Consider the following 23,814-nt stretch of genomic DNA (forward strand, 5'->3'; position numbering starts at 1 on the left):
CGCCGCCGGCGGCTTGCACGGCTGGGAGCGTGTGGATGAGTGTACGTAATCTCAAGCAACTGTTCGCCCCGACGTCGGTGGCCCTCGTCGGCGCCTCCGAGCGACCGGGCAGCGTCGGCGCGACCATGCTGCGCAACCTGCGCGAAGGCGGCTTCGCGGGCCGGCTGTTCCCCGTGAATCCCAAGTACGAGACACTCGCCGGCCTGCAGGTCTGGCCCGACGTGGCACGCCTGCCGCAGGCGCCCGACCTGGCCATCATCTGCACGCCGCCGGCCACGATCCCCGGCATCGTGCGCGCGCTCGGCGCACTGGGGACGCGCGCCGCCATCGTGATGAGCGCCGGCGTGTCGACGGCGCGCGACCTGCGCGGGCGCAGCATCAAGCAGGCGATGCTGGACGCCGCCAACCCCTACCTGCTGCGCATCCTGGGGCCGAACAGTTCCGGCCTGCTGGCGCCCGGCATCGGCCTGAACGCGAGCATCGCCGTGGGCGGCGCGGCGCCGGGGCGCCTCGCCTTCGTGTCCGAATCGGGCGCGCTGATGGCGGGCGTGCTCGATTGGGCGCGCACGCGCAACGTCGGCTTTTCCACGTTCCTGGCCCTGGGCGACTCGGCCGACGTCGACTTCGGCGACGTGCTCGACTACCTGGCCAGCGATCCCGGCACGTCCGCGATCCTGCTGCACGCGGAGAGCGTGCGCTATGCCCGCAAATTCATGTCGGCCGCCCGCGCGGCGGCCCGCAGCAAGCCGACCCTGATGCTCAAGGCCGGGCGCTCGCTGGAGGCGCCGACTGCCGGCGCCTGCCTGTCCGGCGTGCTGGCGCGGCCCGACGACGTGTATGACGCCGCCATCCGCCGCGCCGGCATGCTGCGCGTGTACACGACGGACCAGCTGTTCGCGGCCGTGGAGACGCTGGCGCGCGCCAAGCCTTTGTTCGGCGAGCGCCTGGCGCTGCTCGGCAACGGCGCCGGCCCCGTCGTGCTGGCCGCCGACGCCCTGCAATACGGCGGCGGCCAGCAGGCCGAATTGTCGGCGGAGACGGTGGCGCAGCTGCGCGGCCTCGTGCCCGAATGGAGCGGCAGCGGCGAATTGAACCTGCGCGGCGACGCGCCGCCGGAGCGCTACCGCGACGTCGTCGACGTGCTGCTGCACGACGGCGGGGCGAACGCCGTCGTGATGATCCACGCGCCCAACGCCGTCGTCGATCCGGCCGACGTGGCGCGCGCGGTGGCGCCGCTGGCGAAGGCGTCGTCGCGCAACGTGCTCGCGTGCTGGCTCGGCCTGCAGTCGGTGGGAGAAGCGCGCGCGATCGCGTACGAGGCGGGCATGCCGGCCTACCGCACGCCGGAAGCGGCGGTGAACGGCTTCCTGCAGATCGTCCACTTCCGCCGCAACCAGCAGCTCCTGATGGAAGTCCCGGCTTCCGTCGGCGACGGGGAGCCGGACCGCGGACGCGCCCGTGCCCTCGTCCGCGAGCTGCTCGCGCGGGGACGCAGGACGGGCCGCTACCTGCTGGACGATCCGGACACGAAGGCGATCCTCGACGCCTACGGCATCCCCACGGTGCCCACGCGCGCGGCCGCGACGCCGGACGACGCCGTCGCCATGGCCGGCGAGATCGGCTATCCGGTGGCGGTCAAGATCCTGTCGCCGGACGTGGCGCAGAAGTCGGACGTCGGCGGCGTGTCGCTCGACCTCGATACGCCGGAAGCGGTGCGCGCCGCGACGGAACGCATGCAGAAACGCCTGGCCGAACTGAAGCCGGACGCGCGCCTGGACGGCTTCATCGTGCAGGCGATGGCGCGCAATCCGGCGGCGCACGAACTGATCGCGGGCGCCGCCACCGACCCCGTGTTCGGGCCGGTGATCCTGTTCGGCCAGGGCGGCCTCGCAGTGGAAGCCGTCAACGACCACGCGGTCGGCCTGCCGCCGCTGAACACGGTGCTGGCGCGCGACCTGATCTCGCGCACGCGCGTGGCGCGCCAGCTGGCCGGCTACCGCAACCATCCGGCCGCCAACCTGGACGCCATCGCCGCCGTGCTCGTGCAAGTGTCGCGCCTCGTGGCCGACGTGCCGGAGATCGTCGAACTGGACGTCAACCCGCTGCTGGCCGATGCCAATGGTGCCGTCGTGCTCGACGCGCGCATGCGCATCGCGATGGCCGACCGCGCCGGCAACGCGCTGGACCGCCTGGCGATCCGTCCGTATCCATCCGAACTGGAAGAGTTCGTGGCGTGGCAGGGCGAGACGATCCTGCTGCGCCCCATCCGCCCCGAGGACGGCGCCGCGCACGTCGCCTTCTTCAACGCGCTGACGCCGGACGACGTCCGCTACCGCATGTTCGTGCGCGTGCGCGAACTGCAGCCGGCGCAGCTGGCGCGCTTCACGCAGATCGACTACGACCGCGAGATGGCCTTCATCGCCACGCGCGCCGGCGCGGACGGCCACGCGGAGACGCTGGCCGTGGGCCGCGTCGTGGCCGATCCCGACAACATGAGTGCCGAATTCGCGGTGACGGTGCGTTCGGACCTGAAGGGCAAGGGCCTGGGCGTCATGTTGATGAACAAGCTGATCGCCTACTGCCGCGCGCGCGGCACCCGCGAGATCGTGGGCGAGGCGCTGCCGCAGAACGCACCCGTCATCGGCCTCGTCAAGAAACTCGGCTTCATCGTCGGGCCGGTGGACGAGGACGAGGGCGTGCGGAAGTTCCGCTTGCCGCTGCGCTAGCGCCGCATCAGCGGCGGAACCGTACGTCTTCCTGCACGACGGGTGCGTCCTTGTTGCCGTTCTTCGGCTTCTTGGGTTTCTTCGGCTTCTTGACGATCTCGCCGCTCGCAGTCGTCTGCGGCACGCGGTGCTCGGGCTCGAAGCCCGCTTCCTCCTTGCGCTGCAAGGGCTGCTTCGTCAGCGCCTCGATGGCGGCGAGTTGCTGGACTTCGTCCGCGCACACGAGCGACACGGCGTCGCCCGACGCGCCCGCGCGCCCCGTGCGGCCGGTGCGGTGCACATAGTCTTCCGCCACGATCGGCAGGTCGACGTTGACGACGACGGGCAGTTCCTCGATGTCGAGGCCGCGCGCCGCGACGTCGGTGGCGACCAGCACCCGTACCTCGCCCGCCTTGAAGCGCTCGAGCGCACGCAGGCGCGCGGGCTGCGGCTTGTCGCCGTGGATCGAATCGGCGCCCACGCCTTGCGCGGCCAGCAGGTCGACGAGCTGGTCGACCCCCTTGCGCGTCTTCACGAACGCGAGCACCTGGGACCAGCCGTGGCGCTTGAGCAGGTGCAGGAACAGGTCGGGCTTGCGTTTCTTGTCGACCGGGACGATCCACTGGCGGATCGCCTGCACCGTCGTGTTGCGCGGCGACGCCTCGATGCCGACGGGGTCGACCAGCAGCTTCGTTGCCAGCAGCCGGATCGGGTCGGAAAAGGTCGCGGAGAACAGCAAGGTCTGGCGCCGCCTGGGCAGCAGCGCGAGCAGGTTGTCGATGTCGCGCGAGAACCCGAGGTCGAGCATGCGGTCGGCCTCGTCCAGCACGAGCGTCTGCACCTGGTTGAAGCGCACGGCGTTCTGGCGCTGCAGGTCGAGCAGGCGGCCGGGCGTGGCGACGAGCACGTCGACGCCCTTACGCAACCGCATCATCTGCGGATTGATGCTGACGCCGCCGTACGCGACCATCGTGCGCAGCGGCAGCCCGGCCCCGTAGGCGCGCACGCTCTCGTGCACCTGCTCGGCGAGCTCGCGCGTCGGCACGAGGATCAGGGCGCGCACCGAATTGGCGGCGGCCTGCACGCCGTCGAGCACGAGGCGCTGCAGCAGGGGCAGGGCGAAGCCGGCCGTCTTGCCGGTGCCCGTCTGGGCGGCGGCCATGACGTCGCGACCGGCCAGCACGGCGGGAATCGCCTGCGACTGGACGGCGGTGGGCGTGTGGTAGGACAGCGAGGCGAGGGTGCGCGTGATCTGGTCGATCAGGCCGAGCGAAGCGAACGACATGGTGGCGGAGGCGGTCTTGGAAAAGGCGACAGTGTAACCTGTCGCCCAACCTAGGGTCACGGCGGGTGTCCACTTGTCGTGAGTGCAACGCGCACGTACACTGCGCCTTCGTGGACTTCCGATGCGACGAGGCCGATGGGCATAATTTTGATAGCCGTGTTTCTTGCGATGCTGCTCGGCTTCTCCTGTCTGGGCATCCCGCTGGGTGTCCGGGCCGTATGCCGGGCGCGCGGCCGCACGACCGCGGTCCTCGTTTTATCGGCGGCGAGCGCCGGCCTCGGCGTGCTTGCGGTGTTGCTGCCTTTCGCGCTCGTGATGTCGAGCCGCGTGTCGGCATGGGGATTCGTCCTGGTCGTGACGGCGTGCGTCGGCGCGATTGCCGGGCTGGCCGGCGCCGTTCTCGGGCAGCGTTTTCGGGAATCGGGCAGGCCCGCCGACGGCCTGTTCGGCGCCGCGTTCTTCCTTTCCGCGGCGGCGTTCCCGGTGAACTGGTTCTGGCTGGCGCCGCGCCTGGAGGCGTGGTTCCGGGTCGGCTGGACGTATTGATGCCGCCGCTGCGTCGTCCGGCGCCTAAGGCATATCGCGAGCCTTGTCAGGCGCAACCGCCAGCACCACCGTCCACAGCGCGAACTTGATGATGCGCTCGACCACATAGAAGCAGCACGCCCAGATCGCAAGCCTGGCGAACGAGAATCCGCCATGCAGTACCGAGTCGTCCATCCCGGCGGCCTTGAGCCATCCCTGCACGATCAAGACCGCGCCGACGCAGCACGGCAGCTCGATCCACCATTTGTTAGCCGAATTCTTTTTCATGCCGATGTCTTTCCACACTGATCCGAAGCATTGCCGGCGCGAGTGTAGCAGTCCGGACACCCCCGAAAACACGCCGATTGTCACGCGCCGCCGCCGGCGAATGGGAAATCGACGTCCGGCCTCCGTCCCGACACGATGTCCGCGATCGCCCGCCCCGAGCCGCACCCCATCGTCCAGCCCAGCGTGCCGTGGCCCGTGTTCAGGTACAGGTTCGCGAAGCGCGTGCGGCCGATGATCGGGACGTTCGACGGCGTCAGCGGCCGCAGGCCCGCCCAGTACGTGGCGGCGTCGTAGTCGCAGGCGCCGGGGAACAGGGCGCGCACGCGCCGCGTGATCGCCGCGCAGCGCACGGGATTCAGGTCGCGCGTATAGCCGTTCAACTCGCACGTGCCGGCCACGCGCAGGCGCGCGCCCAGGCGCGAGAACACGAGCTTGTGGCCGTCGTCCGTCAGCGACACGGTCGGCGCGGCGTCGCCATCGACCACCGGATACGTGGCGGAATACCCCTTGCCGGGATAGATCATCAGCCGAATGCCCAGCGGCGCGAGCAGGTGCACGGAAAAACTGCCGAGCGCGACGACGACGGCGTCCGCATGCAGTTGCTGGTGGCGGCCGTCGGCGTCGATGATTTCCACGCCGTCGATGCGGTCGCCGCGGGCCAAAAGTCGCGTCGCCGTCGTGTCGTACAGGAAGCGGATGCCGGCGGCCGCGCCGCGCGCGGCCAGTTGCGCCGTGAACCGGTACACGTCGCCGGATTCGTCGCTGGCCGTGAAGTCGCCGCCCACGAGCTTGCGGCGCACGGGCGCCAGCGCGGGTTCGATCCGCACGACTTCGTCGGCGTCGACGGTCATGCGCGGGCAGCCCAGGTCGCGCATCGCGGCGGCCGCGCGGCGGGCGCGCTCGAATTCCTTGTCGTCCGTGTAGAAATGGAGGATGCCGCGCGTGAGGCTGTCGTACTCGATGCCTGTCCGCGCGCGCAGCGCCTGCAGGCTGCGGCGGCTGTACTCGGCCATGGCGACGATCCGGCGCAGGTTGGCGGCGACGCGGCCGGGTGCGCACTCGCGCACGAACTGCAGGCACCAGCGCCATTGCAGCGGGTCGGCGCGCAGGCGGAACAGCAGCGGCGCGTCTTCCCGGCCCAGCGACTGCACGACCTTGAGCAGGCCGGCGGGCGTGGCCCAGGGCTCGGCGTGCGACACGGAGATCTGGCAGCCGTTCGCGAAACTCGTCTCCTGCGCCGGGCCGCCCTGGCGTTCGACCACCGTGACGTCGTGGCCGGCCTCGCGCAGATACCAGGCGGTCGCGGTGCCGACGACGCCGGCGCCGAGGACGATCACGTGCATCGGCGCACCGTTGCGATACGGCGTGGGAAGTTTCTGGAAACAGGAAGTTGCATGCGGCTCCTCGTTGGCGTCGTGGTGACGGGCGGAGCCGGCAAAGGAGAGCGGGCGCCGGCGCGGGGACCGGTATCCGCATGCTTCCCTTCGCTGGCATTACCCAGATCAGGTTCGGAGGGTGTTTCTCACCCGCGGGCCGCGGTTGCGGCTGCAGGACCCCTAGCGTTGCCTTATGGCAGGCAGAATTCTAACCGGTCCGCGGCGCGGCGGCAAAGTGGGCGGAACAGCGGGTCGGATTGGGGAGGCAATGGGTATGCGGCGGCGCCGGCGCGCGAATGCGGCCGGACGACAGCATGCTGCGCGGCGTGCGCAGGTCAGGCCGGGACGGCGGCCGTGGCCGCGGCCAGCGCGACGGTGGGTTTCACCGGTTCGCGCCGGTCCTGGCAGGCCACGAGCATGAGACAGGCCAGGAGCAGCAGGCGATAGCAGGCACGATGATGTTTCATGACTCTCTCTCCTTTGGCCGCATCGTAGCCCAACCCCGGCGGCGCCGGCGCGCCGCTGGCGCACGCTCAGAAGCGGTAGCCGATGCTCGCGCGCACGACCGGATAGACCTTGAGGGAATCCACGTCGTCGCGCAGGTGCAGGCGCTCGGCGGCGATGTCGTTGAGGAGCGCCACGCAGTCCGTCAGCGACGCCGGGCAGCTGGTGCTGGCCAGATGCACGTTCGGATTGCCCTGGTAGAACACGCCGAGGTCGACGTTGCTGGTCCAGTGCGAGGACGGTGCCAGCGCCTTGCCCCAGCCGATGCCGACGTAGGGCGCGGCCTTGCGGTAATCGATGCGGCCGGTCAGGAGGCCGACGTCGGCCGTCGTGTAGGTATGGCCGTTCAGCGTGAAGGCGCCGGCGCCGTTCGGCCTGGCCCGGGCGTCGAACCGGTTGCCGTTGTAGAGGACGCCGCCCGTCAGGTGGAAGCTGCTGCCTTCGGTCAGATACCAGTCGAACAGGATGTCGAACGTCTGCAGCTTGCCCTTGATGTCGTAGTCGACGAGGTTCGACGTCCTGGTGAAGTTGTGGCGGAAATAGTTGGCGCCGAAGCGGCCGTTCAGATAGGTTTCCATCGGCACGACGACGTGGAAGCCCACGCCGGTGGTGCCGATGTCGGCCGTTGCGCCGCCCTGCTGGCGGCGCCCGCCGCCAGCAGGGCGGCCGCGGCCAGCACGGTTTGTTTCGCGAACATCGATGACCTTTCAGTGGATTGGAGCCGGCGATTGTAGCCGCGCACTTGCCCCAAGAGAAATATTGCTGCCCGGTCTGTTGTAATCCCGCCCGGCGACAATGTAAGCATGTGTTGCAACGAATTGTACGTAACATTTCGTTTGATAAACTCGACACAAACATTACAAAGAGGTCATCCTATGAAATCCCTGATCTTCGGCGTGGCGCTGTGCGCCGCCGCTCTCCCGGCCCTGGCCCAGACGAACGTGTCCATCAGCGTCGGCCAGCCCGGCTTCTATGGCCGTGTCGACATCGGCGACTTCGCGCCGCGCCCCGTCCTGTACGCGCCGCAACCGGTGATCATCACGCCGGCGCCGCAATACGTGGCGGAACCCATCTACCTGCGCGTGCCGCCGGGCCACCGCAAGCACTGGGCGCGTTACTGCGGCCGCTACGGCGCGTGCGGCCGTCCGGTCCTGTTCGTGCGCGACGAGTGGTACACGAACACCTACGTGCCGCGCTACCGCGAGCATTTCGGCGGCTATCGCGGCGATCATCGTGGCAACTACGGCGGCGGACCGCGCGACGTGCGCGTCGTCGAGCGCGTGGAATACCGCGACCGCGGCGACCACGGCCGCCACGAGGGCTGGGAGCACGGCCGCGGCCATGACGAGGGTCACGGCGACCACGGCAACGGTCACGGCCACGACCATGGCCGCGGCCACGACTGATCCGTGACGGGCGGTTGCGCCGCCCCGTAGTAGACTGTCCGGGTGAGCCCGGCAGCGGGCGTGACCGACGGAGGCAGGCTTGCAGGGCGATATCGTGATCGTAGGCGGCGGGGCGGGCGGACTGGAACTGGCCTGCAAGCTGGGCCGCAAACTGGGACCGGACAAGGTGACGCTGGTCGACAGCCGGCTCTACCACGTGTGGAAGCCGTCGCTGCACGAAGTGGCGGCCGGCACGCTGGACATCCACCAGGAAGGCCTGTCGTACCAGATGCTGGCGCACGACCGCGGCTTTTCCTTCGTGTACGGCGCCATGACGGCGCTCGACGCGGCCGCGCGGCACATCACGATCGCGCCCGTGACCACGGCGGCCGATGGCGAGGAAGTGCTGCCGGAGCGCACCCTCGGCTTCCGCTCGCTCGTGATCGCCGTCGGCAGCACGTCGAATTATTTCGGCGTGCCCGGCGCGCGCGAGAACACGATTTCCCTGAATGCCACCGAGGACGCCGAGCGGTTCCGCCTGCGCCTCTTGCGCCTCCTCGCCCAGGCCGAGCAGCAGAAGGACGACGGTGCGGCCGACAGCGGCATCGACATCGTCATCATCGGCGGCGGCGCCACCGGCGTCGAGCTGGCGGCGGAATTGCGCGAAGCGTCCGGCGCCTACGCGGCCTATGGCTTGCGCCGGCTGCAAGTCAAGCGCGACGTGCGCATCACCCTGCTCGAAGGCGCGCCGCGCATCCTGGCGCCGCTGCCGGAACGGGTCTCGAGTGCGGCCGCGCGTCTGCTCGACCAGCGCGCCATCCGGGTCGTGACGGATTGCCGGGTCAACCGCATCGACCAGAACCAGGTCAGCGACAACAAGGGCAACCTCTATCCGGCCGACCTGTGCGTGTGGGCGGCGGGCATCCGCGCGCCCGAGTTCCTGGGCGCGCTCGGCCTGCCCGTGGCCAAGGGCGGCCAGGTCGAGGTCGACGCGCAGCTACGTGTGAAGGACGTGCCCGGCGTGTACGCGCTGGGCGACTGCGCCGCCTGCACGGACGGCAAGGGCAAGCCCGTGCCGCCGCGCGCCCAGGCCGCGCACCAGCAGGCTGCTTATCTCCTCAAGACCTTCGTCGACCAGGCGGCCGGCAAGCCGCCGCAGACGGCGCCGTACGTGTACCGCGATTACGGCTCGCTCGTGTCGATCGGGCGCGAGACGACGGTGGGCAACCTGATGGGTTCATTGCGGGGCGCCAGCCTGTTCGTGGAAGGATTCCTGGCGCGCATCATGTACATGAGCCTGCACCTGATGCACCACCAGGCCGTGCTGGGGTCGCTGCGCACGGGCCTGATGGCGGTGGGGCGCTTCCTGATCCGCAGGACGACGCCGATCGTCAAGCTGCACTGAGCCCGCCGCGCGGCTGCCGGCAGGCGGCATCGAGCAGCGGGATGTCGCAGCAGCGCACGCCGGGCTGGACGCCGTCCCACACGACGCGTTGCATCGCGCTGCAGTAGCACGCGAGGTTGGCGTCGACGAGGTGCCACAGTGCGAGCCGGCAATGCCCGCAGGCCGGCATCGGCGCCGGCCGCTGGATGGGTTCGAGCCGTTCGAGCGTCGGGCTGAGCGCCTCGGGCGGCCGGGCAAACGGTGGCGTCGGGTCCATGCGAAGCTCCACGATGGTTGGCAACCCGCCGATGCTCGCACGGGCCCGCAACCGGGTGTTCGGCCCGATCAAGGAAACGTCATGTCGTTCAGCGCACGGCCAGGATGTCCCACAGATGGTTCCGCTGCTTCTTGTCGGCGGGGTCGAAGATGCGCCGGCCGATCTCGAGTCCCAGCTTGCGATGGCTTTCCCACTGCGCCTCATCGAAGAACTGGTCGCCCGTGGTCTGCTGCGGGAATTCCTTGTTCACGGCGCCATAGTTGTGCACGTCCAGCGGCGCCTCGGCGATCAGGACGGGCTTGACCAGGACGATGCGCATGTCCGGCACCTTGTTGTGCCGCGCCCCGCTGCTGCGGAACACGTTCAGCAGCAGGGCGCATTTGTTGCTGCCGGGCTTGGGCTGCGCCAGCTCCGCGGCGGTGCCGAACACGTCGCGCAACGGGGACAGCGACGTCGTGACGGTCTCGTCGACTTCGATGTCGATGCCGAAGTCGATGCGCGCCAGGCGGATCAGGCCGGCGAGATCGTCGAACCGGTAGCCGGGATCGGCGCCGCAGTCGCAGGCGACGATGAACTTGACGTCGCGTTCGGGCCGCAACAGTTCGTAGATGCCGGTATTGTCGAAATGTCCGCCGTCGCTGAGGTAGTGCATGGGGCGGCGGGTACCGTAGAAATGCGCGCCCAGCTCGTCGACCAGGTAGGCCTGGGTCGGCAGCGCGGTGCGGAACAGGCGCGCGAGGCCGCGCTCGGTGTTGCGCGTCAGGCCGGAACGCCACCAGCGGCCCAGCCGCACGTTCGCCAGGCCCAGCAGCAGGGCCATGGCCGCCGACGTGCGCCGTCCGCTGCCGGTGGCGGCGGCCGCGCCTGAGATGCCGATCCATTCGCCGATCGTCAACGGGTCGCCGGGGCCGGTGTCCTCGGCGGGAAAGCACTTGCCGTCGATCGCGAACGGCAGGGCCGGCGTGTCCCCGGCGACGGCGGGGAGCACCACCATCGGCCGTCCCTTGCGATCGCGCTGGATCAGTTGCTCGGCCGGGTCGACGTTCTGGTTCAGGCACACGTTGATGAGATGCAGGGGCGCGTAGCGGTTCGTGTTGTAGGCGACATGGTCGATGTGGTCGGTATCGAGCGGTTCCGCCGAGCTCAGCGTCTTGTCGCCGTCCGCGAAACGGTGGGCGTTGCTGGCGCCCTGGTAGGCGCGCGTCAACCGTGCGCTGTACAGGCCCTGCAGCGAGGACAGGTTGAGGAACTGCGGGAAGCGGCCGATCATCGCCGTGAGCGCGCCGGCGGCGAGCAGCAGGAGCAGCAGCCAGCCGCACTGCGACTTCAGCAGCCCGGCCGCCGCGAACGTGTAGCGGCACGCCAGGTCCACGCCTTGCCACTGGATCCAGATGACGCCGTAATCCCAGACGGACACGAGCAGCACGGCGAGCGCCGTGGCGGCCAGCCCGAGCAGGACGTCGACCGGAATGCGCGTACGGGGCATGCCGGACAGCTTGACGAGGCGCGGGGCCAGGCGGCGCGTCAGCCACGTCAGGATGGCGGTCGCCGTCAGCGGCGGCCCCAGGGTCCAGTCGTGCGCATAAAAGCTCTGGGAGAGCGTGTCGACGAGCGCCAGGAAGGCGAGCACGCCGGCCAGCTTCAGCGTCCAGGTGAGCTGGCGCGTCAGGTGCAGGCGCAGTGCCGCGAACGTCTTGTGCGGCGCGGCCGCGCGGAACCACAGGGCGCCGAGCGCCATCTCGGCCAGCACGGCGGCGAACGGCGTTCCCGCCTGGTCCCACGGCGCGGCAGGCGCGATCCAGAACCATGGAATCCAGGCCGCCGCGGCGCCGACCACGACGGCCACGCAGGCCGCGCACCCCACATAGCCGAGCCAGTACCGCACGGGCTGCTTCGCCGCCTTGTCGAGGCTTTCGCCCGCGGGCGGATAGGTCATCCAGTAGGCGCAGCCGCACGGCACCGTGAGCAGCGCCAGCACCGCCACGGGAAACATCCACAGGCCGCTGAGCCAGACGTCCGACAGCCATGTGCCCGGTTTGGACAGCTGGACGATGAATTGGGTCAACTGCCCTTGATCGGCCACGTACAGGAGGCCGTTCTTGGCCAGGTTCAGCAGGGCGAGCAGGACGAGCAGCAGCAGGCCGAGCACCAGATGCAGGGCAAACCATGCACGCAGGACGGTGGCGATGCCATACAGCAGGTCGCCGGCGCTGGACGGTGCGAGGTAGCGGCCGTTTTCGCGCAGCCAGGCCATGGCCCGGTACGCGCTGCCGGCGGCCTTGACGGTGCCCGTGCGCAGGCGCGGCGGTTCCTGGCGCAGCGTATCGTAGGCATTCGCGGCGCTGGCGGCCTCGTCCATCTCGCGATCGGCGCGTCCCGGCACGAACATGCTCGCGAAGAACGTCCCGATATAGCCGCCGCCGCTGACCGTCGACAGGTAGTCGAACTGGCCCAGCAGGCTCTCCTCGGTGGCGGCCGGACTGCCGGGGAGGGGGAGCGGCGCGGCCCCGGGCGGCGCCGGCGTGCGGCCGAGTGCCTCGAGTACGCCGAGGCAAAAGGTGGCGCTGCGGATGCCGCCGCCGGACAGGCACAGGCCCCAGGCCGACGTCGCCTGCTGCTCGGGCACGGACCGGCGCCGGCGGACCCGCGCGAGCTCCTCGCGCATGCGCCCGATGTAACGGTCATCGGCTGTCGCCGGGGGCTGGTGCGATTGCGTGTCCATGCATACCTCCATCGCGCTCGACGCGGAGGGCGTCGATATGGCTGACCACGGACGACGTGCCGGGTTCCCGGCCATCTATCCGTGCAGGGTAAGAATTTGCCGGACAAATCTATCGGCGAATTCCTACAAGGCTAGCATGATTCACTGACAAAATTCTCACCAATAATTGCATTGGCGGGCAGGCGACGGGCGTGCGGCGGCCGCGCCCGGGAGGGCGGCCGTGCGGCGGGCGGGATGCGGCCCGATTACTTGGGGATGACCAGCGTCAGGGCGGTGCCTTTGCCGTCCGGTCCGGGGCCGAGGGTGAGCGTGCCGTTCAAGCCGCGGACGCGCTCGCGCAGCATGCGCAGGCCGTGGCAGCTGGGGGCGGCGGCGACGCCCGCGCCGGGGCCGACGCCGTCGTCGCGCACGGTCAGCATGGCCTGGTCGCCATCGTCGTCGAGGATGACGTCGACCGCCGTCGCCTGTGCGTGCCGGGCGATGTTACGCAGGCCTTCCTCGGCGCAGCGCAGCAGCGCGACGCCCTGGGCGCGCGTGTAGTCGGCGTCCTCGTCCGGCATGCTGGCCCTGGCCTTGATGCCGTGCTCGCGGCCCCATTCCTGGACCAGTTCCGCGATCGCCGCCCTGGGGCCCAGGAACTCCAGCTTGTCGTTCCAGAGCGCCAGCTGCATCTTGCGGTTGGTCTCGATGATGTTGTTCAGCAGTTGCTTCATTTGCGCGGCGCGGTCGCGCTGCGGCTGTTCCTGCAAGTGTTGCGACAGCAGGCCGAGATGCATCGTCAGCGCCGTCATCGACGAACCGAGACTGTCGTGCAGCCGGCGTGCCAGCAGGCGCCGCTCTTCGTCCCAGCAGGTCGTCAGGTGGGCCAGGAGTTCGGCCAGCTCGGCGGCGCGCGCCGCATGCTGGCTGTCTTCTCCGGAATCCGGCGGATGAGGTTCCGAAACTTTCATAAAGGCAACCAATTTATGTTTCTCGGGATGATACAACAGCTTGGGCCGGGGCGGCGCAGGAATCGTCTTTGTGAGTTGCCGTACAGTCTAGTGTTGCATTTCGGGTCAAGCTGGAGGCTGACAACCCCACGCAAGGAGCTACAGATGAGCACGAGATCCCACACCGGCGCACAGGCCGGCGCCCAGACCAACGCCATGGCCGCAGGCCAGGACGCCATCGCCCTCTTGACCGCGGACCACCGCGAAGTCTCGGACATGTTCGAACAGTTCGACCAGCTGGGCGACCGCGCCACCACCAGCAAGGAAAAGCTCAAGGACAAGATTTGCAAGGCACTGATCGCCCACACGACGATCGAAGAAGAAATCTTTTATCCGGCCGTGCGCGCCAAGATCGAGGAGGGCGAGGATATGGTGGACGAGGCCGTCGTCGAGCACGCGGCGGCCAAGGACCTCATCAAGCAGTTGCAGGAAATGCAGCCGGACGACGAGCTGTACGACGCGAAGGTGAAGGTGCTCGGCGAGCAGATCGAGCACCACGTCAAGGAAGAAGAGAAGGAGATGTTCCCGAAAGTGAAGAAAAGCGGGCTGGACCTGCTCGCGCTGGGCCAGGAGATGGCCATGCGCAAGCAGGAGCTGATGTCGACGCTGTAAATCCGCCGAGGTCAGCGGGGCCGACATCGTAGGGTGGGCGGCCTCCGCCCACGCGTGACGCCGCGTAGCTGCCACGGTAACGCGTGGGCACGGGGTGCCCACCCTACGTGCCCGCCGGCCGTCCGCCGGCGGCGGCCGGCTGGGCCAGGGGCAACCCTTCGCCCCCTGGGCGGGCCGCCGTGCCCGCCAGCTGGTCGAGCAGGGCGTGCAGTTCGACGGGCTTGACGAGGTGCAGGTCGAAGCCCGCTTCCAGCACGCGGCGCTGGTCTTCCGCCAGGCCGTAGCCGGTGAGCGCGATCAGGCGGATGCCGTGCGTGCCCGCTTCCTGGCGCAGGCGGCGCGCCACTTCATAGCCGTCGATGCCGGGCAGGCCGATGTCGACGAGGGCGACGTCCGGCTTCTCGGCGCACGCCACGCGCACGCCTTCCAGGCCGTCGCCGGCCTGCAGCACCGGATACCCGAACGACGCCAGCATCGTGGCCATCATCTCGCGGCCGTCGTCATTGTCTTCGATCAGCAGCACGGTGGGCTTGTCGGCCTCGCGCGCCCGCGCGTGGGCGGGGACGTCCGTCGCCGCGCCGGGCTCGGTGCGCGGCAGGCGGATCTCGAACGTGCTCCCGCCGCTGCTGCCCGGGCTGCTTGCGCTGACCGACCCGCCATGCAGTTCGACGAGGCGCCGCACGAGCGACAGGCCGATGCCGAGGCCGCCCTGCGAGCGGTCGATCGAGATCGCGCCCTGCACGAACACGTCGAACACGTGCGGCAGCAGGTCGGGGGCGATGCCCACGCCGGAATCGCTCACGCGCAGCACGATGTCCGCCTCGTGCGCCGCGACGGCGATCTCGATGCGGCCGCCGGCCGGCGTGTATTTCAGCGCATTGTCGATCAGGTTCGTCGCGATCTGTTCGAGCCGCGTGGCGTCGCCGTCGACCCAGCCCGGCGCCAGCTGCACATCGATGTCGTAGCCGGCCGTGCGGCCGGTGGCGCGGAATGTGTCGAGGCAGCTCGATACGAGCGTGGCGATGTCCAGCCGCTTGCGCGAAAGCAGGATTTTGCCCGACATCGCCCGCGACAAATCCAGCAGATCGTCGACGATGCGCGATAAATGCTGGCTCTGGCGCTGGATGATCAGGCGGGCGCGGCCGATGGAGTCGGGGCCGACGCCGGGCATGCCCAGCAGCGACGACGCGCTGCTGATGGCGGACAGCGGGTTGCGCAGTTCGTGCCCCAGCATCGCGAGGAATTCGTCCTTGGCGCTGCTCTTGCGCTCGGCCGCGCGGCGCTCTTCCATTTCGCGCACGAGGCGCTTGTTCGTCGCGGTCAGCTCGGTCGTGCGCTGGGACAGTTTCTCGGCCTGGCGCTTGAGCTGTTCGTTCTTCGTCGCGAGCGCCACGAACACCTGTACCTTGGCGCGCAGCACCTGCGGGATCACGGGGGTGAACAGGAAATCGGCGGCGCCGCGCTGGTAGGCCTTCAGCCGGTCGATCTCGTCGGCGAGGAATGCCGTGACGAAGATGATCGGGATGTCGGCGGAGCGGGGACGCAGGTGGATGGCCTCGGCCGTTTCGAAGCCGTCCATGCCGGGCATGTTGACGTCCAGCAGGATGACGGCGAAGTCGTGGCGGAGCACCTGGCGCAGCGCGTCCTGGCCGGAACGCGCGGACAAGACCTCGTAATTGCTCTCGTCGGCCCATTGCTCCAGGAGGCTCGTCAATGCAAGCAGGCTGGCGGCATCGTCGTTGACGACGAGAATCTTAGGTTTTTCGGTGAGGGACACGGCGTTTGAACAAGGGCTCGGTACACGTATTCACAAGCTCATCAGAATAACAGAGCATGCCGCTTTGCAAAATATATCGATAAAAACTGTTGCAATTCGTCATGATAGCACGGCCGATCAGGCCCCTTGAAATCAATCGTGCGCGGCAACTGGCGGGGCATCGTTCGGTGCCGCACATACCGTGTCAAGACCGTATGCGATAGTGGGGTCACGTCAGGGAGCCACATGAAAGGACAGCCATGAATATCCAGATCATCGTTAACGACACGCATCACGATAAATGCTTCCGTGAACTGGTCAACCAGCCGGTGACGGTGCTGCGCAACGTCAGCCAGGCGCAGGCGGACGCGCTGCGCGATGCGTTCGGCATCAATACCATCGCGGAACTGGCCGATCTCAAGCTGGTCAAGTGGGCGCGCGCGATCCGCACGATGGCCAGCGCCGAGGCCGAGCCGCGCGAGGCGGTGGCCAAGGAAACGCTGCTCGACGATGCCGTGGAAATGACGTTCCCGGCCAGCGATCCGCTTTCCGTTTCCTCCGGCATCACCCGTATCGAGGTGCCGCCGGAAAAAGTGGACGCGAGCTCCGACCACCAGAACGCCGCCGCCATCGAGGCGCACAACGAGCAGGTCGTCGGCTGCCGGGCACTGGGCCCGGGGGGCGAAAAGACGGCCGGGGCGGCCTGAACCGCGCCGGCACGCACGGCGGGCGCCACATCGTGCCCACGCGGACGCCGGCAAACCGCCGACGTCACGCGTGGGCACGTTTCATTCGAGGCCCCCGGCCTCGAATGCCCGCCGTGACGCCTAGAAGTTCACGCGGAACTGTGCGCCGAAGTTGCGCGGCTCGTTGACGATGCCCGTCAGGTTGTCGAAGTCGATCGCGGCCACCACCTGGATGCGGTTGGTGATGTTGCGGGCGAACGCGGCGACTTCATACTTCCCGTTGTCCCACTTGTAGCCGACCCGCAGGCCGCCTTCCAGCAGCGCCTTCGCCTTGTACTCCTTGGCCTCGTACAGGAACATGTTGTAGTCGGTCCGGTACGACCAGTCCGTGAGCGCATACAGCTCGCCGTCCGCCAGCGGATGCGAATAGCGCAGCGTGAGGTTGGTCTGCCATTTCGGCGAGCGGGGCAGCGGCAGGCCGTCCAGCTTCTGCGTGTACGGGAACGGGCCGGGCACGCCGGTCGGGGTGCAGCCGTTCACGCCGTTCGTGTTGGGCTGGTTGCCGCAGGTCTGCACGAACAGGTTCGGGTCCTTGATCTCCGTGTCGTTGTAGCTGGCGCCGAGGCTGGCGCGCCAGTCGTCCGACAGGATCGCCTGGAAGTCCATTTCCACGCCCTGGCCCGTGACCTTGTCGGCGTTGATCAACTGGTTCATGTTGATCGTGCCGCTGCCGGCCGTCAGCTGCTTGTCCTTCACGCGGTACTGGAAGACCGTCGCCGACAGGCGCGCGCGGCGGTCCAGCATGTCCGCCTTGATGCCCGCTTCATACGACAGCGCCTTTTCCGCGCCGGCCATCGACGGTTTGTCCGAGAGGCCGTTCAGGCGGCCCTGCATCGACGGGGCGCGGTAGCCGGTCGCCACGCGCGCGAACAGGTTGGTGTCGCCATCCAGAGCGTAGCTGGCCGAACCGTCCCAGCTGATGTTGTGCGAATCGCTGTGCAGCGGCAGCGGGCCGCTGGACTTGGGCGGCTCGAAGCGCTGCGCCACGAAATCCTTGTTGTCGCTGGTGTAGCGCAGGCCGCCGCGCACTTTCAGCTTGTCCGTCAGCTTGTAGTTCAGGGTGCCGAAGGCGGCCCAGGAGCGGGCGTCCTGGGTCTGGGTCGCGTAGGCGTCGTTCTGCGGATTGCCCGGTGCGAGCGTGTTGAAGCTGATCGAGTCGATCCGGATGTGTTCATCGAAGTAGAACACGCCGGCCATCCATTGCAGCGGGTCCCTGGTGTTCGATTCCAGGCGGATTTCCTGCGTCGTCTGGTTATGTTCGGGCAGCAGGTCCGCCGTCTCGACCGTGAACGGAATGTACGCGGGCTGGCCCGGATAATTCGGCCCCATCGGCGGCGCGTAGACGGCGCCGACGCCGCCGTCGACGTCGCCGCGGCTGTAGAAATAGGCGTGCTCGTAACCCGTGATCGAGTGCAGGGTCATGCCGTCCAGGTCCCAGCGCAGGCGCAGGTTGGCGCCGCTGGTGCGCAGCGTCTGGTTGTTGCCGCCGTCGGTCGGGTAGCTGTCGTAGTTGAAGCCGTCGACGAGGTCGCTCGTGCCCTTCTTGATGATATTGGCGCGGAACAGCGTCGCGTTGCCGCGCATGTCGCGCGCGTGGACGTTGAACAGGGCCGAGAAGTCGCGGGTCGGCTTGACCAGCAGCTGCACGCGCGCGGCATTGTCGTCATAGCCCTCGAAGTCGCGGGTGTACGCGTTCGGTTCCGGGTTGTGCACGCGGTTGTTGCGGTGCTGGGACTGCAGCGACACGCGCAGCGCGGCCGTATCCGACAGCGGCATGTTGTAGGCGCCTTCCGCATTCATGGTGCCGTAGTTGCCGGCGCCCAGCACGGCGTAGCCTTCCGTCTTGAATACCGGTTTCGCGGAGTCGAACTTGATCACGCCCGCCGGCGAGTTGCGGCCGAACAGCGTGCCTTGCGGGCCGCGCAGCACTTCGACCTGGTCGACGTCGAAGACGGGGAAGCCCTTGAGCATCGGGCTTTCCTGCACGATGTCGTCGACGACGAGGCCGACCGGCTGGGACGCGTTCAGGTCGAAGTCGGTATTGCCCTGGCCGCGGATGTAGAAGCGGGGGAACGAACGGCCATAGTCGGACTCGACGTTCAGGGACGGCGAGCGGCCCGCCAGGAACCGGATGTCGGCGCCGCCGGACGTCAGCACGTCGAGCTTGTCGCCCTTGATCGCGGTGACGGACATCGGCACGTCCTTGAGGTTCTCGGCGCGCCGCTGGGCGGTCACGATGACGGTTTCCAGGTGCTGGACCGGCCTGGCGGCGGCGTCCCGCGCGGCGGCCTGATCGGCGCTCTGATCGGGTTCGTCGGCCAGGGCATACAGGGGGAATGTGCCGGCCACGGCGGCTGCGAGCAGGGTGCGGGCAAACATTCGGGTGGGACGTACGTGCATGTTACGCATCTCTTCCTTTATTGGAGCTATTGATGTAAATCGACCTTGTTCGATCGATACTCTCTCGTTCTTGTTTCTTTGTCGGTTGGCAAAGAATAACCATCCTAGCAGTAAAAACATTTGCACAAGATTACTGCTGATTTATTTGAAAAATAGATAAATCCCTTAGTTAAACGGTATTTGCCATTCACCGGCGGGCTATTGCATAGTTTGATGTTCGGTACGGTCGACGCCGGCTCGCGCGGCAGAGTGAGGCCGTGACGGGCGTAATGACACGGGCGCGCCGACAACCGTCTTTACGTGCGTAACCGTGTGATTTGAGCAACAGATGCGATGTTGTTAATGTCCAACAACGAGCGCATGCGGCACATGTGAAAAGCGGTCCGCCCATGTGGAACGAACCGCCCGGTGTGAAGCAGGAGGAAAGCGGGCGCTGGCGTCAGCGATGCTGCACGAGCTCCTGCGCCGGCGCGACGGTCGCGGAAGGCGCCGGCGGTGCCATGCTCGGCTTGACGGCCAGCGCGGCCTGGCGGGCGGCGCTGCCGTTGGCGCAGTAGCGGTTCTTGCCGGCGCGCTTCGCTTCGTACAGCGCGTAGTCGGCAATGCTGATCAGGTCGACGACGTTCTCGGCATCGTCCGGATAGAGGCTGATGCCGATGCTGGTCGACAGCTGCAGCGTGAGGTCGTTGATGAAGAAGGGCTCGGACAGCGCCTCGACGAGCTTGGCGGCCGGGCCCTGCGCGTCGGCCAGGCTGTGCACGTCGGCCAGCAGGACGATGAATTCGTCGCCGCCCAGGCGCGCCACCGTGTCTTCCTTGCGCGAATTCGACAGCAGGCGCTGCGATACCATCTTCAGGATCTCGTCGCCGTAGGCGTGGCCGTAGGTGTCGTTGATCGCCTTGAAGCCGTCCAGGTCGAGGTACATCACCGCGGCCTTGTGGTGGTTGCGGTTGGCGTGCTGCAGGGCGGTTTCGATACGGTCTTCCAGCAGGCGGCGGTTCGGCAGGCCCGTCAGGGCATCGTGCAGCGCGAGTTCCTGCTGGGCGCGGCTGTACTGGGCCAGTTCCTTGTACAGCAGGCGCACTTCCAGCATGTTGTGGATGCGCTTGTGCACTTCGAGCAGGTCGAACGGCTTGCTGATGAAGTCGCGCGCGCCCGCTTCCAGTGCGGCGATCTTGAAGCTGGGCTGTGCCGTCAGGGCGAGCACGGGCAGATAGCCGCCCTGTTCAATTTCCTTGAGGCCTTTCATGACCTGGAAACCGTTCAGGCCCGGCATTTGCAGGTCGAGCAGGATCAGGTCGTAGTTGTGCTCGCGATGCAGCGGGCATACCTGTTCCGGCAGCATCGTCGAACTGACGTCGGTGTAGCCTTCCTCACGCAATATCTCTTCCATCAATTCGATATTGTCGGGGGAATCGTCTACGACCAGGATCTTCGCGTTCAGGATGTCTTGTCGGCTGGGCATGCGTAATCTCATCAAATCAAGGCCGGCATCGTTAATTCCCTAACGGATTCCGACTCTAGAGCAACATTCCATAGTCTAGCAAATGGCCGAGAATTTCTTGTAGGACAGCGCCGCGTGCGTGGGTAGGAACATTATTCATGATTTATTCATGACACTAGCGTACGCCATTTCTGCCCGCCGCGGGTGCCGCGGCACGACTTACCATCGGGGTGGAAGGGCCTACGACGGAGGCAACTGTTGCAATTAGTTCACTCGGCTCGACCGGTTTCGAAATATGCGCCGAGAAACCCGCCTCCAGCGCGCTCAACCGGTCTTCGGAACGGGCGAACGCCGTCAGGGCAATGGCGGGGACGTGGCCGCCTTCTTCGCGCGACAGGTGGCGCACCCAGTCGAGCAGTTCGAAACCGTCCACTTCGGGCATGCCCAGGTCGCTGATCAGGAGGTTCGGCACCTGTTCCTTGAACAGCGCGAACGCTTCCCGGGCGCTGGCGGCGATGCGCACGCCGGCGCCGCAATCGCTGAGGATGCGCTTCATCAGCTCGCGTGCGTCGCGGTCGTCGTCGACGACGAGGACGTTGACGCCGGACAGGTCGAGCACCGTCATGTCCGGCGTCGGCGGGGTCGGCAGGATCATGGCGGCGCGGGCGCGCGCGGCCGATGCCGGCTGCTGCTTGGCGAGCGGCAATTCGATCGTGAAGCTGGCGCCCTTGCCCTCGCCGGCACTTTCCGCGCGGACCGTGCCGCCGTGCTGCTCGACCAGGTGCTTGACGATCGCGAGTCCCAGGCCGAGACCGCCGTGGCGCCGCGTCATCGACGCGTCGCCCTGGCGGAAGCGTTCGAACACGTGGGTGATGAATTCCGGGCGGATGCCGGCGCCGTTGTCGCGCACCGTCACGGCGACGCTGGCGTCGTTGCGTGCCAGTTCGATGCTGACGAGGCCGTCGCGGGGCGTGAACTTGATGGCGTTCGACAGCAGATTCCACACGATCTGCTGCAGCCGGGCCGGATCGCCCGCGACGAGGCCCGGGTCGGCGGCGTAGTGTTTCTCGATGCGGATGTTCTTGGCGTCGGCGGCCGGGCGTACGGTCTCGACCGCGGCGTCGATGAAGCTGGCCGGCGCCACGGATTGCATGTCGAGCAGCACCTTGCCGGACGTGATCCGGCTCATGTCGAGCAGGTCTTCGATCAGCTGGGCCTGGGCGCGCGCATTGCGCTCGATCGTCTGCAGGCCTTTCTGCAGGTCGTTCTGGTCGCGGCTGCCGCGGCGCAGCACCTGGGCCCAGCCGAGGATCGCCGACAGCGGCGTGCGCAGTTCGTGCGACAGCGTGGCCAGGAATTCGTCCTTCATCTGGCTCGTGCGTTCGGCCTCGGCGCGCGCCTGGCGTTCGCTTTCCAGCAAGATCTTGCGCTCCTCGGCGGCCCGCTGGGCGGCTTCGTACAGGCGCGCGTTGTCGATCGCGACGGCGGCCTGGGCCGCGATGCCGCGCACGATGCGCTCCGTGCGGTCGCTGAAGATGCCCGCTTCGGGATGCCCGAAGAACATGGTGCCGAGTAGTTCTCCAGAGTGGGCGACGACCGGCACGGCCAGGTAGCTGCGCACGGCCGGGTGGCCCGTGGGCAGGCCGAACGGCGCCGCCTCGCCGAAGCGGGCGTCGTGCGTGACGTCGTCCGAGCGGACGAGGCCGGCCGGGCGGTCCGCGAGCCCCGGGCCGAACAGGCCGTTGGGACCGCCTGCGCCGAACGACTCGAGCCCGGCCGGGCTGCCGCCGGAGACCGTGTACAGCGTGAACATGTTGCCGCCGTCGGCACCGCCCTCGTGGCCGTCATGGCGGCCGTGGTAGAGGAAGGCGCCCTGGCGCGCGCCGGCGATGCCGGTGGCGGCGTCCGTCGCGGCCTGCAGCAGCGAGCGCAGGTCGCGCGTGGACGCCAGCGCGCTGCCGGTGCTGTTGAGCAGTTCGAGCACGTGCGACTCGTCGCGCAACGCCTGTTCGGCGCGCTTGACTTCGTCGACGTCCGTGTTCGTGCCGAACCAGCGCAAGACCTTGCCGTGGCGGTCGCGCACGGGATTCACGCGCGTGAGGAACCAGCGGTAGGTATCGTCCGCGCCGTGGATCGGGTATTCCATTTCGAACGGGGTGCCGCTGCGGATGCTGGCGTTCCAGCGCTCCTGCACGGCTGGCAGCACGGTGGGTTCGACGGTCGTTTGCCAGCCCCAGCCGACGACCTGGTCGGGCGTCGTGCCCGTGTATTCGAACCACCGTTCGTTGAACCAGACGATGGCGCCGTCGGCCTGGGCCATCCAGGCCAGCTGCGGGATCGTGTTGGCCAGCGCGCGCAGCACTTCCTCGCTCTGGCGCAGGGCGTCGGCGGCGCTGCGCCGGGCCGTGATGTCCTGCACGACGCCCGTCATGCCCAGCACGCCCTCGCGCCGGACCTGGTCGGCGTAGTCGGCGCGGCCCACGAGCGCGACCCAGCGCGGCTCGCCGCCGGGGCCGGGCAGGCGGCATTCCAGTTCGAGGTCGCCGTGGCCGGAGAAGGCCTGCAGCACGGCGCGCCGTACGCTTTCGCGGTCGCCCGGGTCGAGGCGGGCGCGCAGTTCGCTCCACGCCAGCGGTTGCTCGGCCGGCAGGCCGAAGACGGCGGCGGCGCGTTCGCCCAGCATCACGCGGTCGCTGGCGGCATCCCAGCGCCAGTCGCCCAGGCGGCCGGCGGCCAGCGCCACCTGCAGGCGGCTGTTGCCTTGCTGGAGGGCTTGCTGGTCGGCCTTGCGCCGGTTGATGTCCTGGAAGTACAGCGTGAGGCCGTCCGGCGACGGATGGGCGCGCACCTCGAACCAGCGCTTCAGCGCGGGCCAGAAGAATTCCTGGATCGCCGTCTCGCGGCTGACCATGGCGCGCCGGTAGACGGTTTCCAGCAGGCTGCCGCGCAGTTCCGGGAACGTGGCCCACAGGTCGTGGCCGACGAGGCTCGGACGGGTCTTCTGCAGGGGCGCGAGCATGTCCAGCGCGCGCCCGTTGATGTACATGATGCGCCAGTGGTGGTCGACGGCGCAGAAGCCGTCGGTCAGGCTTTCGAGCATGTTTTCCATGCGCGCATTGGCGTGGCGCAGGGCTTCGCGGGCTTCCTGCAGCTCGCGCGCGGCCGCGGCGGCATCGGTTGCGGCGGAGGCGGGGACGGCAGCAGCGGGCTGCGCGGAAGGCTGCCGCAGCTGGTCGCGCTCGTTGTTCACCGTCGGTCTCCCCACGAGATCACCGGAGCGGGCACCGGACCGGGCATCTTGATGGGCTCGGAGGGGCGGGGTGCTCTGTCGGTGGGCTCGAAATCGGTCATCGTTCTGGGCTCTGCGCGCGCGACTGCGGTGCCGCGCGGAATGCGCGGGCACGTCCGTCCACGGC

At 68.3% G+C, this 23,814-nt stretch carries 18 protein-coding genes and 1 riboswitch; of the genes, 6 read left to right on the forward strand and 12 right to left on the reverse strand.

Going from position 1 to position 23,814, the window contains the following annotated elements; genetic code table 11:
- Window positions 1-35 precede the first annotated feature (35 nt).
- Window positions 36-2,726, forward strand: a complete 2,691-nt coding sequence (locus tag ACEN9Q_RS08530) for a bifunctional acetate--CoA ligase family protein/GNAT family N-acetyltransferase (RefSeq protein WP_495628045.1) — start codon at window positions 36-38, stop codon at window positions 2,724-2,726.
- A 7-nt stretch (window positions 2,727-2,733) separates the two neighbouring features.
- Here ACEN9Q_RS08530 and ACEN9Q_RS08535 read toward each other — a convergent pair whose 3' ends face one another.
- Window positions 2,734-3,990, reverse strand: coding sequence for a DEAD/DEAH box helicase (locus ACEN9Q_RS08535; RefSeq protein WP_495628046.1), 1,257 nt, complete (start codon window positions 3,988-3,990; stop codon window positions 2,734-2,736).
- Between the two features lie 135 nt (window positions 3,991-4,125).
- On the opposite strand from ACEN9Q_RS08535, the gene ACEN9Q_RS08540 reads away from it, so the two are divergent.
- Complete coding sequence (locus ACEN9Q_RS08540) at window positions 4,126-4,536, forward strand: hypothetical protein (RefSeq protein WP_495628047.1); 411 nt, start codon at window positions 4,126-4,128, stop codon at window positions 4,534-4,536.
- A gap of 24 nt (window positions 4,537-4,560) precedes the next feature.
- Here the strand turns inward: ACEN9Q_RS08540 and ACEN9Q_RS08545 are convergent, their stop codons facing one another.
- From ACEN9Q_RS08545 to ACEN9Q_RS08560, 4 genes are all read right to left on the reverse strand, one after another.
- On the reverse strand, window positions 4,561-4,803 hold the full coding sequence (locus ACEN9Q_RS08545; protein WP_495628048.1) for a hypothetical protein: 243 nt from the start codon (window positions 4,801-4,803) through the stop codon (window positions 4,561-4,563).
- A gap of 80 nt (window positions 4,804-4,883) precedes the next feature.
- Window positions 4,884-6,146 carry a D-amino acid dehydrogenase gene (locus tag ACEN9Q_RS08550; protein ID WP_495628049.1) on the reverse strand — a complete coding sequence of 421 codons (1,263 nt, stop codon included), beginning with the start codon at window positions 6,144-6,146 and terminating at the stop codon, window positions 4,884-4,886.
- 119 nt (window positions 6,147-6,265) lie between these two features.
- Window positions 6,266-6,371: riboswitch (TPP riboswitch) on the reverse strand.
- Window positions 6,372-6,514: 143 nt separating this feature from the next.
- Window positions 6,515-6,646: a hypothetical protein gene (locus tag ACEN9Q_RS08555; protein ID WP_495628050.1), complete on the reverse strand. Its 132-nt coding sequence runs from the start codon at window positions 6,644-6,646 to the stop codon at window positions 6,515-6,517.
- Window positions 6,647-6,712: 66 nt separating this feature from the next.
- Window positions 6,713-7,285 (reverse strand): hypothetical protein, encoded by a 573-nt coding sequence (locus tag ACEN9Q_RS08560; RefSeq protein ID WP_495628051.1) that lies wholly within the window; start codon window positions 7,283-7,285, stop codon window positions 6,713-6,715.
- Window positions 7,286-7,558: 273 nt separating this feature from the next.
- Between ACEN9Q_RS08560 and ACEN9Q_RS08565 the strand changes: the two genes are divergently transcribed.
- Together ACEN9Q_RS08565 and ACEN9Q_RS08570 are read left to right on the forward strand one after the other, a co-directional pair.
- The gene (locus tag ACEN9Q_RS08565; protein WP_495628052.1) at window positions 7,559-8,089 is read left to right on the forward strand and encodes a hypothetical protein; all 531 of its coding nucleotides are present in this window, start codon (window positions 7,559-7,561) and stop codon (window positions 8,087-8,089) included.
- A gap of 79 nt (window positions 8,090-8,168) precedes the next feature.
- Window positions 8,169-9,473: an NAD(P)/FAD-dependent oxidoreductase gene (locus ACEN9Q_RS08570; RefSeq protein ID WP_495628053.1), complete on the forward strand. Its 1,305-nt coding sequence runs from the start codon at window positions 8,169-8,171 to the stop codon at window positions 9,471-9,473.
- Here the strand turns inward: ACEN9Q_RS08570 and ACEN9Q_RS08575 are convergent.
- From ACEN9Q_RS08575 to ACEN9Q_RS08585, 3 genes are all read right to left on the reverse strand, one after another.
- Window positions 9,460-9,729: a hypothetical protein gene (locus ACEN9Q_RS08575; RefSeq protein WP_056445501.1), complete on the reverse strand. Its 270-nt coding sequence runs from the start codon at window positions 9,727-9,729 to the stop codon at window positions 9,460-9,462. The two genes, ACEN9Q_RS08570 and ACEN9Q_RS08575, sit on opposite strands and share 14 nt — an antisense overlap.
- An 88-nt stretch (window positions 9,730-9,817) precedes the next feature.
- Window positions 9,818-12,451: a patatin-like phospholipase family protein gene (locus ACEN9Q_RS08580; protein WP_495628054.1), complete on the reverse strand. Its 2,634-nt coding sequence runs from the start codon at window positions 12,449-12,451 to the stop codon at window positions 9,818-9,820.
- A 245-nt stretch (window positions 12,452-12,696) separates the two neighbouring features.
- Window positions 12,697-13,401 (reverse strand): sensor histidine kinase, encoded by a 705-nt coding sequence (locus ACEN9Q_RS08585; protein WP_495628055.1) that lies wholly within the window; start codon window positions 13,399-13,401, stop codon window positions 12,697-12,699.
- A 144-nt stretch (window positions 13,402-13,545) separates the two neighbouring features.
- Between ACEN9Q_RS08585 and ACEN9Q_RS08590 the strand changes: the two genes are divergently transcribed.
- The gene (locus tag ACEN9Q_RS08590; RefSeq protein WP_495628056.1) at window positions 13,546-14,052 is read left to right on the forward strand and encodes a hemerythrin domain-containing protein; all 507 of its coding nucleotides are present in this window, start codon (window positions 13,546-13,548) and stop codon (window positions 14,050-14,052) included.
- Window positions 14,053-14,155: 103 nt separating this feature from the next.
- On the opposite strand, the gene ACEN9Q_RS08595 is transcribed toward ACEN9Q_RS08590, so the two are convergent.
- Window positions 14,156-15,829 (reverse strand): response regulator, encoded by a 1,674-nt coding sequence (locus ACEN9Q_RS08595; protein WP_495628057.1) that lies wholly within the window; start codon window positions 15,827-15,829, stop codon window positions 14,156-14,158.
- A 239-nt stretch (window positions 15,830-16,068) separates the two neighbouring features.
- Here ACEN9Q_RS08595 and ACEN9Q_RS08600 point away from each other — a divergent pair, with 239 nt between their 5' ends.
- The gene (locus tag ACEN9Q_RS08600) at window positions 16,069-16,515 is read left to right on the forward strand and encodes a hypothetical protein (protein WP_229412779.1); all 447 of its coding nucleotides are present in this window, start codon (window positions 16,069-16,071) and stop codon (window positions 16,513-16,515) included.
- A 120-nt stretch (window positions 16,516-16,635) separates the two neighbouring features.
- On the opposite strand, the gene ACEN9Q_RS08605 is transcribed toward ACEN9Q_RS08600, so the two are convergent.
- The 3 genes from ACEN9Q_RS08605 to ACEN9Q_RS08615 form a co-directional block, all read right to left on the reverse strand.
- Window positions 16,636-18,954: a TonB-dependent receptor gene (locus ACEN9Q_RS08605; RefSeq protein ID WP_495628058.1), complete on the reverse strand. Its 2,319-nt coding sequence runs from the start codon at window positions 18,952-18,954 to the stop codon at window positions 16,636-16,638.
- Window positions 18,955-19,393: 439 nt separating this feature from the next.
- Complete coding sequence (locus ACEN9Q_RS08610; RefSeq protein ID WP_056445514.1) at window positions 19,394-20,419, reverse strand: GGDEF domain-containing response regulator; 1,026 nt, start codon at window positions 20,417-20,419, stop codon at window positions 19,394-19,396.
- A 154-nt stretch (window positions 20,420-20,573) separates the two neighbouring features.
- Complete coding sequence (locus ACEN9Q_RS08615; protein WP_495628059.1) at window positions 20,574-23,648, reverse strand: hybrid sensor histidine kinase/response regulator; 3,075 nt, start codon at window positions 23,646-23,648, stop codon at window positions 20,574-20,576.
- Window positions 23,649-23,814 lie beyond the last annotated feature (166 nt).

The organism is Massilia sp. Masssp93 (assembly GCF_059491295.1).

What these genes read in the sequence shown, in the direction of transcription:
- ACEN9Q_RS08600 (WP_229412779.1), top strand. Translation starts at nt 16,069, where the DNA reads ATGAATATCCAGATCATCGTTAACGACACGCATCACGATAAATGCTTC.
- ACEN9Q_RS08540 (WP_495628047.1), top strand. Translation starts at nt 4,126, where the DNA reads ATGGGCATAATTTTGATAGCCGTGTTTCTTGCGATGCTGCTCGGCTTC.
- ACEN9Q_RS08565 (WP_495628052.1), top strand. Translation starts at nt 7,559, where the DNA reads ATGAAATCCCTGATCTTCGGCGTGGCGCTGTGCGCCGCCGCTCTCCCG.
- ACEN9Q_RS08575 (WP_056445501.1), bottom strand. Translation starts at nt 9,729, where the DNA reads ATGGACCCGACGCCACCGTTTGCCCGGCCGCCCGAGGCGCTCAGCCCG.
- ACEN9Q_RS08530 (WP_495628045.1), top strand. Translation starts at nt 36, where the DNA reads ATGAGTGTACGTAATCTCAAGCAACTGTTCGCCCCGACGTCGGTGGCC.
- ACEN9Q_RS08580 (WP_495628054.1), bottom strand. Translation starts at nt 12,451, where the DNA reads ATGGACACGCAATCGCACCAGCCCCCGGCGACAGCCGATGACCGTTAC.
- ACEN9Q_RS08550 (WP_495628049.1), bottom strand. Translation starts at nt 6,146, where the DNA reads ATGCACGTGATCGTCCTCGGCGCCGGCGTCGTCGGCACCGCGACCGCC.
- ACEN9Q_RS08610 (WP_056445514.1), bottom strand. Translation starts at nt 20,419, where the DNA reads ATGCCCAGCCGACAAGACATCCTGAACGCGAAGATCCTGGTCGTAGAC.
- ACEN9Q_RS08535 (WP_495628046.1), bottom strand. Translation starts at nt 3,990, where the DNA reads ATGTCGTTCGCTTCGCTCGGCCTGATCGACCAGATCACGCGCACCCTC.
- ACEN9Q_RS08605 (WP_495628058.1), bottom strand. Translation starts at nt 18,954, where the DNA reads ATGCACGTACGTCCCACCCGAATGTTTGCCCGCACCCTGCTCGCAGCC.
- ACEN9Q_RS08590 (WP_495628056.1), top strand. Translation starts at nt 13,546, where the DNA reads ATGAGCACGAGATCCCACACCGGCGCACAGGCCGGCGCCCAGACCAAC.
- ACEN9Q_RS08585 (WP_495628055.1), bottom strand. Translation starts at nt 13,401, where the DNA reads ATGAAAGTTTCGGAACCTCATCCGCCGGATTCCGGAGAAGACAGCCAG.
- ACEN9Q_RS08555 (WP_495628050.1), bottom strand. Translation starts at nt 6,646, where the DNA reads ATGAAACATCATCGTGCCTGCTATCGCCTGCTGCTCCTGGCCTGTCTC.
- ACEN9Q_RS08545 (WP_495628048.1), bottom strand. Translation starts at nt 4,803, where the DNA reads ATGAAAAAGAATTCGGCTAACAAATGGTGGATCGAGCTGCCGTGCTGC.